19 protein-coding genes are annotated in these 13,940 nt (G+C 65.2%); 3 read left to right on the top strand and 16 right to left on the bottom strand.

Annotated elements, in window-relative coordinates; genetic code table 11:
- Positions 1–32: 32 nt before the first annotated feature.
- The 12 genes from FFY45_RS01200 to FFY45_RS01255 all read right to left on the bottom strand — a co-directional run bounded on the left by FFY45_RS01200 (position 33) and on the right by FFY45_RS01255 (position 8,628).
- Complete coding sequence (locus tag FFY45_RS01200; protein ID WP_005913389.1) at positions 33–302, bottom strand: HPr family phosphocarrier protein; 270 nt, start codon at positions 300–302, stop codon at positions 33–35.
- Positions 295–687: a PTS sugar transporter subunit IIA gene (locus FFY45_RS01205; RefSeq protein WP_006451266.1), complete on the bottom strand. Its 393-nt coding sequence runs from the start codon at positions 685–687 to the stop codon at positions 295–297. The genes FFY45_RS01200 and FFY45_RS01205 overlap by 8 nt, the downstream gene beginning before the upstream one ends.
- 329 nt (positions 688–1,016) lie before the next feature.
- Positions 1,017–1,889: an RNase adapter RapZ gene (gene rapZ / locus FFY45_RS01210; RefSeq protein WP_023904637.1), complete on the bottom strand. Its 873-nt coding sequence runs from the start codon at positions 1,887–1,889 to the stop codon at positions 1,017–1,019.
- Positions 1,886–2,836: an HPr(Ser) kinase/phosphatase gene (gene hprK, locus FFY45_RS01215; protein WP_006451268.1), complete on the bottom strand. Its 951-nt coding sequence runs from the start codon at positions 2,834–2,836 to the stop codon at positions 1,886–1,888. The genes rapZ and hprK overlap by 4 nt, the downstream gene beginning before the upstream one ends.
- Positions 2,833–3,291, bottom strand: a complete 459-nt coding sequence (locus tag FFY45_RS01220) for a PTS sugar transporter subunit IIA (protein WP_006451269.1) — start codon at positions 3,289–3,291, stop codon at positions 2,833–2,835. Before FFY45_RS01220 ends, hprK begins: the two co-directional genes overlap by 4 nt.
- A 21-nt stretch (positions 3,292–3,312) precedes the next feature.
- Entirely contained in the window at positions 3,313–3,630 is a 318-nt protein-coding gene (hpf, locus tag FFY45_RS01225; protein ID WP_176339024.1) for a ribosome hibernation-promoting factor, HPF/YfiA family, read from the bottom strand.
- Positions 3,631–3,717: 87 nt separating this feature from the next.
- The gene (locus tag FFY45_RS01230) at positions 3,718–5,157 is read right to left on the bottom strand and encodes an RNA polymerase factor sigma-54 (protein WP_176339025.1); all 1,440 of its coding nucleotides are present in this window, start codon (positions 5,155–5,157) and stop codon (positions 3,718–3,720) included.
- 40 nt (positions 5,158–5,197) lie between these two features.
- Positions 5,198–5,917 (bottom strand): LPS export ABC transporter ATP-binding protein, encoded by a 720-nt coding sequence (gene lptB / locus FFY45_RS01235; RefSeq protein WP_023904635.1) that lies wholly within the window; start codon positions 5,915–5,917, stop codon positions 5,198–5,200.
- On the bottom strand, positions 5,917–6,480 hold the full coding sequence (gene lptA / locus FFY45_RS01240; RefSeq protein WP_104550254.1) for a lipopolysaccharide transport periplasmic protein LptA: 564 nt from the start codon (positions 6,478–6,480) through the stop codon (positions 5,917–5,919). The genes lptB and lptA overlap by 1 nt, the downstream gene beginning before the upstream one ends.
- Complete coding sequence (lptC, locus tag FFY45_RS01245; RefSeq protein ID WP_023904633.1) at positions 6,458–7,033, bottom strand: LPS export ABC transporter periplasmic protein LptC; 576 nt, start codon at positions 7,031–7,033, stop codon at positions 6,458–6,460. The genes lptA and lptC overlap by 23 nt, the downstream gene beginning before the upstream one ends.
- Entirely contained in the window at positions 7,030–7,578 is a 549-nt protein-coding gene (locus FFY45_RS01250) for a KdsC family phosphatase (RefSeq protein WP_046933221.1), read from the bottom strand. Before FFY45_RS01250 ends, lptC begins: the two co-directional genes overlap by 4 nt.
- 48 nt (positions 7,579–7,626) lie before the next feature.
- Positions 7,627–8,628, bottom strand: a complete 1,002-nt coding sequence (locus FFY45_RS01255; RefSeq protein ID WP_176339026.1) for a KpsF/GutQ family sugar-phosphate isomerase — start codon at positions 8,626–8,628, stop codon at positions 7,627–7,629.
- Positions 8,629–8,681: 53 nt separating this feature from the next.
- On the opposite strand from FFY45_RS01255, the gene FFY45_RS01260 reads away from it, so the two are divergent.
- From FFY45_RS01260 to FFY45_RS01270, 3 genes are all read left to right on the top strand, one after another.
- Positions 8,682–8,909: a BolA family protein gene (locus FFY45_RS01260; protein ID WP_016905061.1), complete on the top strand. Its 228-nt coding sequence runs from the start codon at positions 8,682–8,684 to the stop codon at positions 8,907–8,909.
- 117 nt (positions 8,910–9,026) lie between these two features.
- Complete coding sequence (murA, locus tag FFY45_RS01265; protein ID WP_074057366.1) at positions 9,027–10,301, top strand: UDP-N-acetylglucosamine 1-carboxyvinyltransferase; 1,275 nt, start codon at positions 9,027–9,029, stop codon at positions 10,299–10,301.
- Entirely contained in the window at positions 10,298–10,621 is a 324-nt protein-coding gene (locus FFY45_RS01270) for an EF-hand domain-containing protein (protein WP_176339027.1), read from the top strand. The genes murA and FFY45_RS01270 overlap by 4 nt, the downstream gene beginning before the upstream one ends.
- 575 nt (positions 10,622–11,196) lie before the next feature.
- Here FFY45_RS01270 and FFY45_RS01275 read toward each other — a convergent pair.
- The 4 genes from FFY45_RS01275 to FFY45_RS01290 form a co-directional block, all read right to left on the bottom strand.
- Positions 11,197–11,880 carry a DUF3108 domain-containing protein gene (locus FFY45_RS01275; RefSeq protein WP_176339028.1) on the bottom strand — a complete coding sequence of 228 codons (684 nt, stop codon included), beginning with the start codon at positions 11,878–11,880 and terminating at the stop codon, positions 11,197–11,199.
- Between the two features lie 3 nt (positions 11,881–11,883).
- Positions 11,884–12,717, bottom strand: a complete 834-nt coding sequence (locus tag FFY45_RS01280) for a DUF3108 domain-containing protein (protein ID WP_176339029.1) — start codon at positions 12,715–12,717, stop codon at positions 11,884–11,886.
- Between the two features lie 66 nt (positions 12,718–12,783).
- Complete coding sequence (gene purN / locus FFY45_RS01285) at positions 12,784–13,437, bottom strand: phosphoribosylglycinamide formyltransferase (RefSeq protein ID WP_176339030.1); 654 nt, start codon at positions 13,435–13,437, stop codon at positions 12,784–12,786.
- Positions 13,438–13,473: 36 nt separating this feature from the next.
- Positions 13,474–13,932, bottom strand: a complete 459-nt coding sequence (locus FFY45_RS01290; protein ID WP_176339099.1) for a hypothetical protein — start codon at positions 13,930–13,932, stop codon at positions 13,474–13,476.
- Between the last annotated feature and the right edge of the window lie 8 nt (positions 13,933–13,940).

Raw genomic sequence — 13,940 nt, forward strand, 5'->3', positions numbered from 1 at the left:
GTCCGTGTGCACCGCAGCGAGGTGGCGCATGCTCAGCTGTCCTCGTCGAAGCGACGCTCGAACAGGTCCACCAGCGCCTGCAAGGCCTCGGCTTCGTCCTCGCCATCCAGGCGCACCACCACGCTGGTGCCTTGGCCGGCGGCGAGCAACATCACGCCCATGATGCTCTTGGCATTCACCTCGCGGCCCTTGGCCGCCAGGGTGGCATTGCTGCGATAGGACGACAGCGTCTGCACCAGCTTGGCGGTTGCCCGCGCATGCAGTCCGAGTCGGTTGGAAACTATGAGTTCGCGTTCAAGCATCGTCGATGATCGCTCCGTTGCGGGTGCCTGCCGCCGCGGTGGCGGGCAGCTCCTGCAAACCTTGTTCGGGGTAGTTCATCACCCGCAGCAGCATCGGCAGGCTCAGCGCGGACACCCGGCGAACCGGCGTGCCCAGCTTGGCCAACCGGTTGGCGAGATTGCTGGGGCTGGCGCCATACAGGTCGGTCATGACCAGCACGCCGTCGCCACTGTCGACCCGACGCATCGCCGATGACGCCTGGGGCAGCAAGGCGTCCAGGTCTGCATCCAGCGGTACATCGAATGCTTCGGTCTTCAGCGGCAAATGCCGCAACAGCCCCGTCGCCACGTTCAATAACGCCGCGCCGATGCCGGGATGAGTAATGAGGAGAATGCCACAGGCCATGCCGAAACGTTAACAGGTCGGCATGACTGCGCGATAGCGTTTGCCGGCACCGATGTGTTGCGAGATGAATAGCCGTTTAGGCGAGCGCTGCAATGCGTTGGCTGCCCCCGTGCAATCAGCGCGCTGCTGCCTGTTTCGTGATGACATGTGATGTGGGTTGTGTCGTGATGCGCGTCGAACTGAAAGCGAGCGCTGCAGTCCGCATCTGTTGGGCAGCTGCACCAGCATGCGCTGCGAAGTTGTAGCGACGACTTACTTTTTGCAGACTTGCAGAATTGCGGGGCACCGCTTTGACGATTCCCGAATCCCCATTCTCGATTCCCGGGATTTCAGTCCTGCTCACGATGAAACGTCGCCACTTCCGGCCAGCCCTGTTCGCGTGCATGCCGCGCCATGCGCTCGGCCAGATATACCGAGCGGTGCTTGCCGCCGGTGCAGCCGAAGGCGATGGTCACGTAGCTGCGGGTGTCGTTGCGCAGCCGCGGCAGCCAGGTATCGAGCAGGTCCACGATCTGCGCGCTGTAGCGCACCACATCGGGCTCCTTGTCCAGATACTCGCGCACGCCGGCATCGCGGCCGGTGAGCGGGCGCAGCTCCGGGTCCCAATGCGGATTGGGCAACACGCGCGCATCGAATACGAAGTCGGCCTCGGCCGGTACGCCGCGTTTGTAGGCGAACGATTCGAACAGCAGCGAGAGCCGGTCGCTGGTGCCGAGCGCGAACTCGGTGACCACGCGGCGACGCAGCTGGTGCACATTGAGCGCGCTGGTGTCGATGATGGCATCGGCCTGCGCGCGCAGCGGTTCGGTCAACTGACGCTCGCGGGTGATCGCTTCCGGCAACGCCAGGCCGAGGTGGCTGAGCGGATGGCGGCGGCGGGTGTCGGCGTAGCGCTTGATCAGCGCCTCGTCGCTGGCTTCGAAAAACAGCAGCCGTGCTTCGATGCCGTATTCCTGCGCGGCCTGGCGCCATTGCGCCAATTGGGTGAGATCGCTGCGGCTGCGCACATCGATGCCTACCGCCAGTCGCTGATCGCCGAGCGGGTTGCCACGCAGGCGGCTGCGCACGAAATCCGGCAGCAGTTCCACCGGCAGATTGTCCGAGCAGTAGTAGTCCAGATCTTCGAAGGTCTTCAACGCGACCGATTTGCCCGAGCCGGACAGCCCGCTCACGATCATCAACGTGGAGGGCGCGGTACTCATGGCGTGCGTCGCTCCAGCAGGTTGCTATGGCGGGCGATGAACATCGCCGCCGGGTCGATGCCCTTGGTACGCAGGATATGCAGCCGCGTTGCCGCCTCGGTCAGCACCGCCAGGTTGCGGCCGGGCATCACCGGCAGGGTGATCAGCGGTACGTCCAGATCCAACACATGGCGGCTGCCGGAATCGCCGGTCAGACGCTCGTAACCGGATGGGGTGGGCTCGGTCATCGGGCGGGTCAGGTGCACGATCAGGCGCAGGTACTTGTTCTTCTTCACCGCGGTGTCGCCGAACATGTCACGCACGTTCAACACGCCCAGGCCGCGCACTTCCAGCAGGTCCTGCAGCAATTCGGGGCAGGTGCCATCGAGCACGTCGGGGGCGATCTGGGTGAACTCCGGCGCGTCATCGGCCACTAGGCGGTGGCCGCGGCTGAGCAGTTCCAGCGCCAGCTCGCTCTTGCCCGAACCCGCCTCGCCGGTGATCAGCACGCCGATCGAATAGATCTCCATGAACACGCCATGCAACGTTACCCGTGGTGCCAGCGTGCGCGCCAGGTGGTAGGACAGATGATTGAGCAGTTCGTGGCCGCGCTTGGGCGAGATCCACAACGGCGTACCGGATTCGTCCGCGGCCGCGCGCAGGTCTTCCGGGCACGACTGATTCTTGCTGAGCGCCAGCGCCAGCGGCTGCACCTGGATGATCTTCTCGATCGTCTCCCAGCGCTGGCGTGCATCCAGCGAGTCCAGCCAGGCCAGCTCTTCGGTGCCCAGGATCTGCACCTTGTTGGGGTAGATCACATTGAGATAGCCGGCCAGCGACGGGCGCCGCGCATTGTTGCTGCCGGCTTCGATCTCGCGGTGTTCGCCTTTCTGGCCGGCCACCCAGCGCAGCGCCAGCTTGTCGCGCTGCTGGTCGAACAGTTCGCGTGCGGTGATGCTGGTATTCATGCGGCGCTGGCCTGTGGTGGTGGCGCGTCGATGAGCAACGCCATCAAGGCGTCCGCATTGGGTGCGGCGCGCAATTGCAGACGAAATTCCGCATCCGAGAAGCGCTCGGCCAGTTCCGACAGCAGCATCAGATGTTGATGGGTGTAGTGCGCAGGCACTGCCATCGCGAAGATCAGGTCCACCGGTTCATCGCCGCCGAAGGCCACCGGCGTGTTCAGTCGCAGCAGCGCGCCGCGTGGCTCGGTGAGGTTGGGGCAGCGCCCATGCGGAATGGCGATGCCGTGGCCGATGGCGGTGCTGCCCAGCGCCTCGCGTTCGCACAGGTTGGCGTAGAGCTCGTCCGCGCCGGCCTGACGACAGGACAGCAGATCGGCAGCGGTATGCAGGACAGTGTCGCGATCGGCGGCCGGCGACACCACGGTGCGCACGGCCGCCATCAGATCGGTTAAAGGCATGAGGGCATCAAGCGAGAAGCGTCATGCGAGATTGTCGCGCACCTCGCGTGCGTGGTGGTTACATTTCTTTTCTTTGTGCTTGAGCACCAGACGGTCCAGCTTGTCGACCAGCAGGTCGATGGCCGCATACATGGTGAAGCCGCTGGCATCTGCGTGCAGGGTGCGACCGGGAAGGTTGACGGTGGCGACCACGTGGTGGTCTGGCTTGCGAACGGCCAGCTGCGTTCGAACTTCACAGTGCTGGTCGAAATGGCGCTGCAGTCGCTGCAGCTTGCTTGCCACGTACTCCCGCAGGGCGGGGGTCACTTCAAGCTGGTGGCCATACGTCTCGATACGCATCGGATACCTCCATTGGTCGGTGGGCCAATGAACCTTTCCGGTGGTCCGACAAACCCGGCACAGGCCGGCGTTGCGGTGGTTGCAACGTCAGGCGATGCGCACGCGGTCGTGGGAGGCGGAAATGTTCATGGCTTCACGATACTTCGCAACGGTGCGCCGCGCTACAGGTACGCCGGAAGTTTTCAGCAGATCTGCCAACTTGGCATCGGATAACGGCTTGCGCGGGTTTTCCGCATCGATCAGGCGCCGGATCATCGCCTGAATGGCGGTGCTGGAGGCCTCGCCGCCGCTGTCGGTATCGATGCCGGAGGCGAAGAACGAGCGCAGCGCAATGGTGCCGCGCGGGGTGCGCACGTATTTGCGCGCGATCGCGCGGGAAATGGTCGATTCGTGCAGGCCGAGCTCGCCGGCGATCTCGCGCAGGGTCAACGGACGCAAGGCCTGCGCGCCGAATTCCAGAAACCCGGACTGGTGCTTCAGCAGGCAGCGCACCACCCGCAGCAGGGTTTCGCCGCGCGCTTCCAGGCTCTTGAGCAGCCAGCGCGCCTCCTGTAACTGGCCGCGCAGATAGCCGGCATCGGATTCGCCACAGCTGCGGATCAGGTTCTCGTAGCCGCGGTGGATGGTGACCTTGGGCTGCGCGCGGCCGGCCAGCGAGGCCCGCCACACGCCGCGCTGGCGCCAGATCACGCAGTCCGGCACCACGTAGGTGTCCTGCGACAGGTCGCCGATCTGCTTGCCCGGGCGCGGGTCCAGCGAGCGCACCAGCTGCACCGCCTGGTCGACATCGGCGGTGGAACGCTTGAGTTCGTGGGCCAGCCCGGACACACCGCTGCGCGGCAGACGCTCCAGCGGGCCGGCGACGATCTGCAACGCCAACTCGCGGCCCGGGGTGGCGGGGTCGAGCACGGCCAGTTGCAGCGCCAGGCATTCGCCAAGGTTGCGCGCGCCCACACCCACCGGATCGAAGCGCTGGATCTGGTGCAGCACGGTGAGCACTTCGGCCTCGTCCACCGCCGCGCCGAGCGCGAGCGTTTCGAGGATGGCCGACAGCGGTTCGCGCAGGTAGCCGTCTTCGTCCAGGGCGTCGATCAGCATCGCGCCGATCTGGCGGTCGCGTGGCGACAGTGGCGACAAATGAAGCTGCCACAGCAGGTGATCGGCCAGCGTTTCCGACTCGGCCACCCGCTCGGCGGCATCGCCGGACTCGTCGTCGTCGAAGCTGCCGCCGCTGCCCGATCCGGTCCACTGCAACTCGTCCTGCGACCAGTCGTCGTCGCGCTCTGCAGGCGTCGGGTCTTCGCGTGGGGTGTCGTCGGTGGAGGAGGCCGACGACGATGCGATCGGAGATTCGCTGGCCGCATGCGCGGCCTCGTCGGCCCACTCCAGCAGCGGATTGGTCTCAACCGCTTCGGCGATTTCCAGTTCCAGCTCGGTGGTGGACATCTGCAATAGCTTGATCGCCTGACGCAATTGCGGCGTCATGACCAACTGTTGTCCTAGCGATGTCTGAAGCCGGGCTTTCATGCAGGCACTGACTGAGAAAATCGATGGCGCGGCGACGCGCTCAAAGGCGGAAAGTTTCCCCCAGATACACGCGACGGACGTCGGGATTGGCTAGCAATGCATCTGGTGCCCCCTGCGCCAGCACGCCCCCCTCCGCGAGAATATACGCGCGATCGCAGATTCCCAAGGTTTCGCGCACGTTGTGATCGGTGATCAACACGCCGATACCGCGTTCCTTGAGGTGGATGATGATGCGCTGGATCTCGCCGACAGAAATCGGATCCACGCCGGCAAAGGGTTCGTCGAGCAGCATCATGCGCGGCTTGGCGGCCAACGCGCGCGCGATTTCGCAACGGCGCCGCTCGCCACCGGACAGGCTGGCGCCCAACTGGTCGGACACATGGGTGATCTGCAGTTCTTCCAGCAGCGAGGTCAGTTCCTTCTCGCGCCCCGCACTGTCCAGGTCTTCGCGCAGCTCCAGCACCAGGCGGATGTTGTCGGCCACGGTGAGCTTGCGGAAGATCGAGGGCTCCTGCGGCAGATAACCGACGCCCAGCTTGGCGCGCGCGTACATCGGCTCGGCGGTGAGGTCGCGGCCGTCCAGCTCGATACGCCCGGCATCGGCCTCGACCAGGCCGACGATCATGTAGAAGCAGGTGGTCTTGCCGGCGCCGTTGGGGCCGAGCAGGCCGACCACTTCGCCGGCCTCGAGCGTGAGGCCGAATTCCTTGACCACTTCGCGTTGCTTGTACTTCTTGCGCAGACCGGTGGCGACCAGCATTACTTCTTCCCCTGCGGCTTGGCCGCGGCGGGCTTGGCGGCAGGTGCCGGAGCAGGCGTCGCCGCCGCAGGCGCCGCATTCTTCGGCTGGATGATGGTGCGCACGCGGCTGCCGTCGCCGCCGCTCTGCATGTTGCCGGTCTTGGTGTTGTAGACCATGCGTTGGCCGGCGTTGGTGCCCTTGGGCGAGTCGACCTTGTAATTGCCGGTCAGCACGATGACTTCGTTGGCGACCTGGTACTCGATGTTGTCGGCCTGGCCGTTCATCATCGCGCCGTCGTCCATCTGCTGCTTGAGTGTGGCCTGCTTGCCGACCAGCACCACACGGTCGGTCTGGCCGTTTTTCTGGAAAATATCGGCGGTGTCGGCGTGGATTTCCAGCGTGCCCTGGGTGATCACCACATTGCCGCTGAAGCGGCACTTGCCGCTGTCGTCGAGCATGTTGCAATCGTTGGCGTTGGAATCGATCGCCATCGGCTGATTGCGGTCGCTGGTCTTGGCCATCGCAAGGGCGGGCAGCAGCAGCGCGGCAAACGCCAGTTTAGCGGGCAGCATTCGGTTCATAGCGGGTCTTGACCTGAGAAAGGAGCTTGTACTGGCGTGATTTGAGGTCGGCCTCGAAGCCGACCCCGCTCTGCATGATACCCGGCCGGCTCATGCTCACCGGGGCGGCGGTCTTGGCGAGGTTCTGCTGCGGGAACACGTCCAGGCTCTGGGTGCGGAACGTGGTCGGCGGCGTCGCGCCGGTGGTGGGGCTGTCGCCGGAGACATCGCCACGCAGGCGCAATTCGTCGCCCTTGGGGCTGATCCAGCCGGTCTTGGAACGTAGCGTCCACGGTTGATTGGCGTTGTCGGGCAGCAGAAACACCGGCGTGGTGATGTCCGAGGTCTGGTCTGCGCGGTTGCGGTGCATTTCCGGCGCACGCAGCGTCATCGATTCCTTGCCGGTTTGCTTGTCCAGCGCAATCAGTTCGAAATCGCGCAACACGTAATCGGCGCGCGAGTCGTCGACCGCCGCCGCCACCGGGCGCGCGCGCTGTTGCCAGGCCGACCAGCCGGAGATCACGGCGGCGGCGAACAGCACCACGCCCAGGGTGGTGCGCCAGTTCCAGCTCATGCGGAGAACCTTTCGATGATGCCCTCGACCTGGCCTTGCGCAGCCAGCACCACATCGCAGACTTCACGCGCGGCACCTTCGCCGCCACGGGCCTGGGTATGCCACTGCACGCGCTCGGCGATCCACGGATGCGCGTTGGCGGGTGCCACCGGCAGGCCGACCGCCAGCAAGGCCGGCAGGTCGGGCAGGTCGTCGCCCATGAACAGCACCTGGTCTAGCGACAGGCCGTGCTCCTGGCACAGGGCCAGCACCGCCAGGCGTTTGTTCTTGACCCCGATCTGCACATGCAGGCCCAGATCCTGGCCGCGCTTTTCCGCCGACAGGCTGGCGCGCGCAGTGATCAACGCGACATGGATGCCGGCGTGGTCGAGCTGCTTGAGCCCCTGGCCGTCCAGCACGTTGAAAGATTTGCTCTCGTTACCGGCGTGGTCGTAATACAGGCGGCCGTCGGTCAGGGTGCCGTCGACGTCGAAACAGGCCAGACGAACGCGCGCGGCGCGGTCGATCAGCTCGGCGGGCAGGTGCTGCAGTGGGGAATAGGGCATCGGTACGAATCGGTGAGAACGGGGTTCCAACGTTTGAAACTGAACCTGTTAAACCACCTTGGCGCGCAACAGGTCGTGAATGTTCAATGCGCCGACCGCGCGCTGCTGCGCATCGACCACGATCAAACCGTTGATCTTGTAATCCTCCATCAGCCGCGCGGCCTCGGCTGCCAGTTGATCGGCGCCGATGGTGCGCGGGCTGCGCGTCATCACGTCGGCAATGCCGGCGCTGCGCACATCGATGTCGCTGTCCAGCGCGCGGCGCAGGTCGCCGTCGGTGAACAGACCGATCAGCCGCCCTTCCTTGTCCACCACCGCGGTCATGCCCAGCCGCTTGCGGCTCATTTCCATCAGCGCCTCGCTCAGGCTGGCGTCTTCGCGCACGCGCGGCAAATCATCGCCGCTGTGCATCACATCGGTGATATGCAGCAGCAGGCGCCGGCCCAGACTGCCGGCCGGATGCGAGCGCGCAAAGTCATCGGCGGTGAAGCCGCGCGCATCAAGCAGCGCCACCGCCAGGGCATCGCCCATCGCCAGCGAGGCGGTGGTGCTGGAGGTGGGCGCCAGATGCAGCGGGCAGGCTTCGGCGGAGACGCTCACGTCCAAATGCACATCGGCAGCCTGGGCCAGCGAAGAGCTCGGCCGGCCGGTCATGGCGATGATCGGGTTGCCCTGGCGCTTGAGCACCGGCAGCAGCATGCGCACTTCGTCCGACTCGCCCGAGTACGACAGCGCCAGCACGATGTCGGCCTCGGTGATCATGCCCAGGTCGCCATGGCCGGCTTCGCCGGGATGCACGAAGAACGCAGGGGTGCCGGTGGAGGCCAGGGTGGCGGCGATCTTGCGCGCGATATGCCCGGATTTGCCCATGCCGGTGGCCACCACGCGCCCACGCGAGGCCAGTACCAGCCGGCAGGCCGCGGCGAAGTCGCTGCCGATCCGCGCGCCTACGCCGGCCAGCGCCTCGCGCTCGATCTCCAGCACGCGCTGGCCACTGGCGACCAGGCTGGCGTCGCTGACGGTGGCGGTGGGCAGGTGCGAGACGGCCATGCGGGACTCGGGTGAAGAGTAGAATGTGCGCTCATTTTATGAGGAAACGCCCTTTGGACGCCGAAACCATCCGTAAACTCATCGAATCCGGCTTGCCCGAAGCCCGCGTCGACGTGCACGGCGACGACGGCGTGCACTTCGAGGCGACCGTGATCAGCCCCGCATTCGCCGGCAAGGCGCCGTTGGCGCGCCATCGCATGGTCTACGCGACCCTGGGCGAGTTGATGGGCGGGGCGATCCACGCGCTGCAGCTCAAGACGCTAACCCCCGACGAAGGCTGAGCGGTTGTCGGGTCTTGGCTGGTCGGGCTGCTCATCCGCCTCGATCGCAAGCGCCCGACAGGCTCCCGGCGACTCCTCTCATTCCCCCGACATCCTTTTCAGATTCCCTGAGATCCCATGGCAAAAATCGTAGTGACCGGCGGCCAAGCGCTGCACGGTGAGGTCAATATTTCCGGCGCCAAGAATGCGGTGCTGCCGATCCTGTGCGCGACCCTGCTGGCCGATGCGCCGGTGGAGATCAGCAACGTGCCGCACCTGCACGATGTGATCACCACGGTGAAGCTGCTCAGCGAGTTGGGCGCCGAGGTCACCATCGACGAGGGCACGCTGGCCAAGGGCCGCTCGATCCTGGTCGACCCGCGTTCGGTCACCCATCAGGTCGCGCCCTACGAGCTGGTCAAGACCATGCGCGCCTCGATCCTGGTGCTGGGCCCGCTGCTGGCGCGTTACGGCAACGCCGAAGTGTCGCTGCCTGGCGGCTGCGCGATCGGCTCGCGCCCGGTCGACCAGCACATCAAGGGCCTGCAGGCGCTGGGTGCGGACATCAACGTGGAAAATGGCTACATCAAGGCCACCAGCAACGGGCGCCTGAAGGGCGCGCGCTATGTGTTCGACATGGTCAGCGTCACCGGCACCGAGAACGTGCTGATGGCTGCGGTGCTGGCCGAAGGCACCACGGTGCTGGAGAACGCGGCGATGGAGCCGGAAGTCACCGACCTGGCCGACTGCCTGATCGCGCTCGGTGCGCAGATCGAAGGCGCCGGCACGCCGCGCATCGTGGTGCAGGGCGTCGAGCGCCTGGGTGGCGGCCACCACGCGGTGCTGCCGGATCGTATCGAGACCGGCACCTTCCTGGTCGCTGCGGCAATGACCGGTGGCAGCGTCACCGTACGTCGCGCGCGTCCGGACACCCTGGATGCGGTGCTGGACAAGCTCACCGAAGCCGGCGCCACCATCACCACCACCGCCGACAGCATCACGCTGGACATGCACGGCAAACGCCCGCGCGCAGTGAGTCTGACCACGGCGCCGTACCCGGCATTCCCCACCGACATGCAGGCGCAATTCATGGCGCTCAACTGCGTGGCCGACGGGGTGGGCGTGATCAACGAGACCATCTTCGAAAACCGCTTCATGCACGTCAACGAGCTGCTGCGCCTGGGTGCGGATATCCAGGTCGAAGGCCATACCGCGATCGTGCGCGGCGCCGAACGCCTCAGCGGCGCGCCGGTGATGGCAACCGATCTGCGCGCCTCGGCGTCGTTGATCCTGGCCGGGCTGGTCGCCGACGGCGACACCACCATCGATCGCATCTACCACCTGGACCGTGGTTACGAAAACATCGAGGAGAAGCTGGGGGCGCTGGGCGCGACCATCCAGCGCACCGCATGATCCTGCGCGGACGTTTCACCACTCGCCGCAAGGTGCTGCTCGGCGTGATCGTGCTGATCCTGGCGTGGCTGGCCTACGCCTGGTCGGTGGGCATGGCGATCACCCAAGGCGTCGAGTTCAAGGACATGGACTGGAACAACGACGGCACTGCCAGCCGTGACGAGATTGCGCAGTCGTTCTACGCGGTGGCGGTCAAGAAGACGGTCGAAGGAAAGCGCCATTGCGACCTGTTCTATTGGCGCAGCACCGATGCGCAGATCCGTGTGGATTGCCGCACGGTGTTCAGTACCAGCGATGACAAGGCTGCGGCCAAGCCCTGAGGGGTGATAGGTGGGTGCGGATGGATCACCTTTGGAGCAAGTGATCAGTCTGTGCGAACAGATCACTTGTGGAGCGGCTGATCTGCTGTTTGGCTGCAGGGTCCTTGCCCGCACACCGCCGCAAGTACGTCCGTGTAGGCTCTTACGCGGCATCCATGCCGCGTAAGGTCCCGCGATGGTGAGCGGGCAAGGACCAGTCGAGAGTGTCGGTGTGCATGGTGCAAGCGAGGCACGAGATCCGCGTTCGGATAACGGCGCTTTTTGTCATCTTTCCAACGCAAGCCGATCGACGGCCAAGCTTGTAATAAAGCAACCGGTTAACTCTGCTTATAAGAAAGCAACCGATTAACTCTCTGGTCCGGTGTCCTCGCCGATTGCGGGACCGTGTGGCGGCATGGATGCCGCCACCGAGCCTACACGGACGTACTTGCGGCGTGTCCCGCGAGCGGTGAGGGCACCGCGCCCTCGACTCAGCAAGCATTTGACTGCACTAAACGAATCTACCAACTGCACTAAACAACTTTACGACCGGAACTACGCTGGCAATGAAGCCTCTGGTCGAAGCTTTGGCGCGCTCAGCGCAGCGCCTTGATGGTCAGGTCCAGTGCGTCCTGGCCTTTTTCCTTCTGCAGCAAACGCGCCGGCACCGGTAGGTCCTTGACCACCCAGGCGATCAGTTCCTTGTCGCCGTCCACGCGCGACACCTTGGTCGCCTGTTCCTGCTTGCCGTTGACGGTGATGGTTTCCTTGCCGACAACCTTGTAGCTCATCGGCTTGATGCGGCCTTCGTCCACCATGCGGTAGTTGAGCGGCTTGCCGGCGGCCAGGTCGCGGGTGATCGCCAGGTTGATCAGCAATGCATCCATATCGCCGGGCTGCAACTTCACAGGGCCGCGGCGGTCCGGCTTGATGTCGCCGCCCCAGGTCGCCTGGCTGGTCTTCCAGTCGTAATTGGCAGTGACGTTGCGGCGCTTGACCATCATCGACGAGGTGTCGTTGCTGCTGACCGGGCGCAGTTGACCGTTGCTCTCTTCGAACACGGTGCTCTGGGTCAGATTGGCCAGCTGGTTCTGGATGGTGAGCGTGTAACGCCACTGATTGGCGCCGGCCGCGGCCAGGGTCATGGTGCCGTTGGCCTGCATGCCCATGTAGTTGGCCGAATAATCGGCCTGGAACGGCTGCACGGCAAATGCGGGCAGGCTGGCCACGGCCAGTGCGGCAGCGGCAATCAGCGAAGACGTGCGAGAAATGGATTTCATGGCTCAGACTCCTTGGTATTCGACCAGGCGCAGATCGACCTGATCCTCACCTTTGTCACGTTGCAGGATGCGCACCGGCGTAGGAACCCCGTTGGCGATCCAGAGGATGGTTTCGTTGTCGCCGCTGTTGACGCGGTACACGCGCAACGCGTCGTAGCTCAGGTCGCCGACCTGCACCACTTCGGTGGCATCGGCGACCTTGTAATCGTATTTGCGCACCCGGCCGACATCGACGTAGCGATAGCTCAGGCTGCGCCCGGGTTGCGCGTCGCGCATCAGCGACAGGTTCAACGACAGCGCGCTCTGGTCGCCACGCTGCAGCGGAATCGGCTGTTGGCGCTCTTTCTTCAGATCACCGTCCCACTGCGCGTTGGCGGTCTGCCAGTTGTAGACGCCGGTGACCTTCTTGCCGAAGAACATCGCCTTGCGCACGGTGCTCTGGCTCAGCGGCACATAGGTGTCGCCATCGACCTGGAACACGGTGCTCTGCTCCAGGTTCAACCCCAGGATGCTGGCAAAACCCTTGCGGCCGCGCACCGACATGTCGATGCGCCACTGGCTGCCCTCGCCGTGGCTGACCTGCATGGTGGCATCGCCGGCTTCCTTGCCGCGATAAAACGCTTGGTAGGTCGCCACGAAGGGTTGCAGTGACGGTGGCGTCCAGGTGCTGGCAGGCAGTGCAGCTGCAGAGGCCGGCGCAGCCGGCGGTGCCGCAACCGGGGCAGGAGCAGGAGTAGCTGGCGCAGGCACGGCAGGGGCCTGTTGCGCACGGCCGGTACCGGCTTGGGCGAGCAGGGCAGTGGTCAACAGCGCGGCGGCGATCGGGATGACGTTCATGCGCTGAGAGCGAGGCACGGGGCCCGCGAGGATGTCCGAGGCAGGATGAGGAGGGCGTATCCGCATTCAGGCGAGTGCGGTGTCATCGGACTCTAGTCGCAGTGGCGTAAACAGGCACTGACCGTCGATGTGGACGCTATCGCCGTGCACCGCCACGCGCCCGCTGGCGAGCAGGTCCAGCGTGGCCAGCAGCAACGGGTGTTCGCGCGCCAGCACGCGGGCGGCCAGCTGGTCGGCGGTGTCGTCGGGTAGCACCTGCACGCGCGCCTGTGCGATCACAGTGCCGGCATCCAGTTCCGGCACCACTAGATGCACGCTGGCGCCATGCTCGGCATCGCCGGCCTCCAGTGCGCGGGCGTGGGTGTGCAGGCCGCGGTACTTGGGCAGCAGCGAGGGGTGGATATTGAGCATGCGCCCGGCGAAGCGACGCACCAGCGGCTCGCCGAGGATGCGCATGTAACCGGCGCAGATCACCCAATCCGGCTGCGCGGCGGCGATGGCATCGCCCAACGCGGCGTCGAACGCAGCGCGGTCGGCGAAGTCGCGCGGGCTGGCGCTCCAGCGCCGTTCCTCGCCCACTTTCTGCAGGACCGGCGCCTGCGGGCGATCGGAAAACACCCCGACCACCTCTGCCTGCAGGCGGCCGCAGGCGATCGCATCGAGGATGGCTTGCAGATTGCTGCCGCGGCCGGAAGCCAGCACGGCCAGACGCAGACTCATTCGGTCGGATTCGCTGATGTCATGGGGCAGTGCGTGTCACGCTGCGGTGGCGGTCGGAGCGAACAAGGTCTTGACCTGCGGGCGCAGCAGCACCACCAGGGTAAACACGCCGACGACGGTGCCGAACGGCATGAAGGAGCAGGAAATGCCGGCCACAATCAGGCACAGCAGATGCCGTCTGCGCTGGGCAATGCAGCGGCCCGCGTAGGCCATGAACGCCGCTAGCGTCAGGCCGCAGCCAATGAACACAGCCGCGAACGCCACGAAGAACCAGCCGAACAATCGCGGATCCATTGATGGTGCGTCCGCATTGGCATTTGTCATGGGCAGGTGCCCGGTGATGATTGCAATGCCCATGAATAGATGGATCAACGGGAAAAACGAAAACAGGGCTGTGATGGCGGCCAGCACATAGTGAAAGATCGACAGCAGTTTCAGATGCTGGAGATCGTCAGCGCTGGCTGATGCCGGCAGTGCGCGTGGGGAAGCGTCCATGCAGCTCT

The organism is Xanthomonas hortorum (assembly GCF_011305375.1).
In the GTDB taxonomy this organism is placed as follows: domain Bacteria; phylum Pseudomonadota; class Gammaproteobacteria; order Xanthomonadales; family Xanthomonadaceae; genus Xanthomonas; species Xanthomonas hortorum_E.

What these genes read in the sequence shown, in the direction of transcription:
- FFY45_RS01200 (WP_005913389.1), bottom strand. Translation starts at nt 302, where the DNA reads ATGCTTGAACGCGAACTCATAGTTTCCAACCGACTCGGACTGCATGCG.
- FFY45_RS01205 (WP_006451266.1), bottom strand. Translation starts at nt 687, where the DNA reads ATGGCCTGTGGCATTCTCCTCATTACTCATCCCGGCATCGGCGCGGCG.
- rapZ (WP_023904637.1), bottom strand. Translation starts at nt 1,889, where the DNA reads ATGAGTACCGCGCCCTCCACGTTGATGATCGTGAGCGGGCTGTCCGGC.
- hprK (WP_006451268.1), bottom strand. Translation starts at nt 2,836, where the DNA reads ATGAATACCAGCATCACCGCACGCGAACTGTTCGACCAGCAGCGCGAC.
- FFY45_RS01220 (WP_006451269.1), bottom strand. Translation starts at nt 3,291, where the DNA reads ATGCCTTTAACCGATCTGATGGCGGCCGTGCGCACCGTGGTGTCGCCG.
- hpf (WP_176339024.1), bottom strand. Translation starts at nt 3,630, where the DNA reads ATGCGTATCGAGACGTATGGCCACCAGCTTGAAGTGACCCCCGCCCTG.
- FFY45_RS01230 (WP_176339025.1), bottom strand. Translation starts at nt 5,157, where the DNA reads ATGAAAGCCCGGCTTCAGACATCGCTAGGACAACAGTTGGTCATGACG.
- lptB (WP_023904635.1), bottom strand. Translation starts at nt 5,917, where the DNA reads ATGCTGGTCGCCACCGGTCTGCGCAAGAAGTACAAGCAACGCGAAGTG.
- lptA (WP_104550254.1), bottom strand. Translation starts at nt 6,480, where the DNA reads ATGAACCGAATGCTGCCCGCTAAACTGGCGTTTGCCGCGCTGCTGCTG.
- lptC (WP_023904633.1), bottom strand. Translation starts at nt 7,033, where the DNA reads ATGAGCTGGAACTGGCGCACCACCCTGGGCGTGGTGCTGTTCGCCGCC.
- FFY45_RS01250 (WP_046933221.1), bottom strand. Translation starts at nt 7,578, where the DNA reads ATGCCCTATTCCCCACTGCAGCACCTGCCCGCCGAGCTGATCGACCGC.
- FFY45_RS01255 (WP_176339026.1), bottom strand. Translation starts at nt 8,628, where the DNA reads ATGGCCGTCTCGCACCTGCCCACCGCCACCGTCAGCGACGCCAGCCTG.
- murA (WP_074057366.1), top strand. Translation starts at nt 9,027, where the DNA reads ATGGCAAAAATCGTAGTGACCGGCGGCCAAGCGCTGCACGGTGAGGTC.
- FFY45_RS01270 (WP_176339027.1), top strand. Translation starts at nt 10,298, where the DNA reads ATGATCCTGCGCGGACGTTTCACCACTCGCCGCAAGGTGCTGCTCGGC.
- FFY45_RS01275 (WP_176339028.1), bottom strand. Translation starts at nt 11,880, where the DNA reads ATGAAATCCATTTCTCGCACGTCTTCGCTGATTGCCGCTGCCGCACTG.
- FFY45_RS01280 (WP_176339029.1), bottom strand. Translation starts at nt 12,717, where the DNA reads ATGAACGTCATCCCGATCGCCGCCGCGCTGTTGACCACTGCCCTGCTC.
- purN (WP_176339030.1), bottom strand. Translation starts at nt 13,437, where the DNA reads ATGAGTCTGCGTCTGGCCGTGCTGGCTTCCGGCCGCGGCAGCAATCTG.
- FFY45_RS01290 (WP_176339099.1), bottom strand. Translation starts at nt 13,932, where the DNA reads ATGGACGCTTCCCCACGCGCACTGCCGGCATCAGCCAGCGCTGACGAT.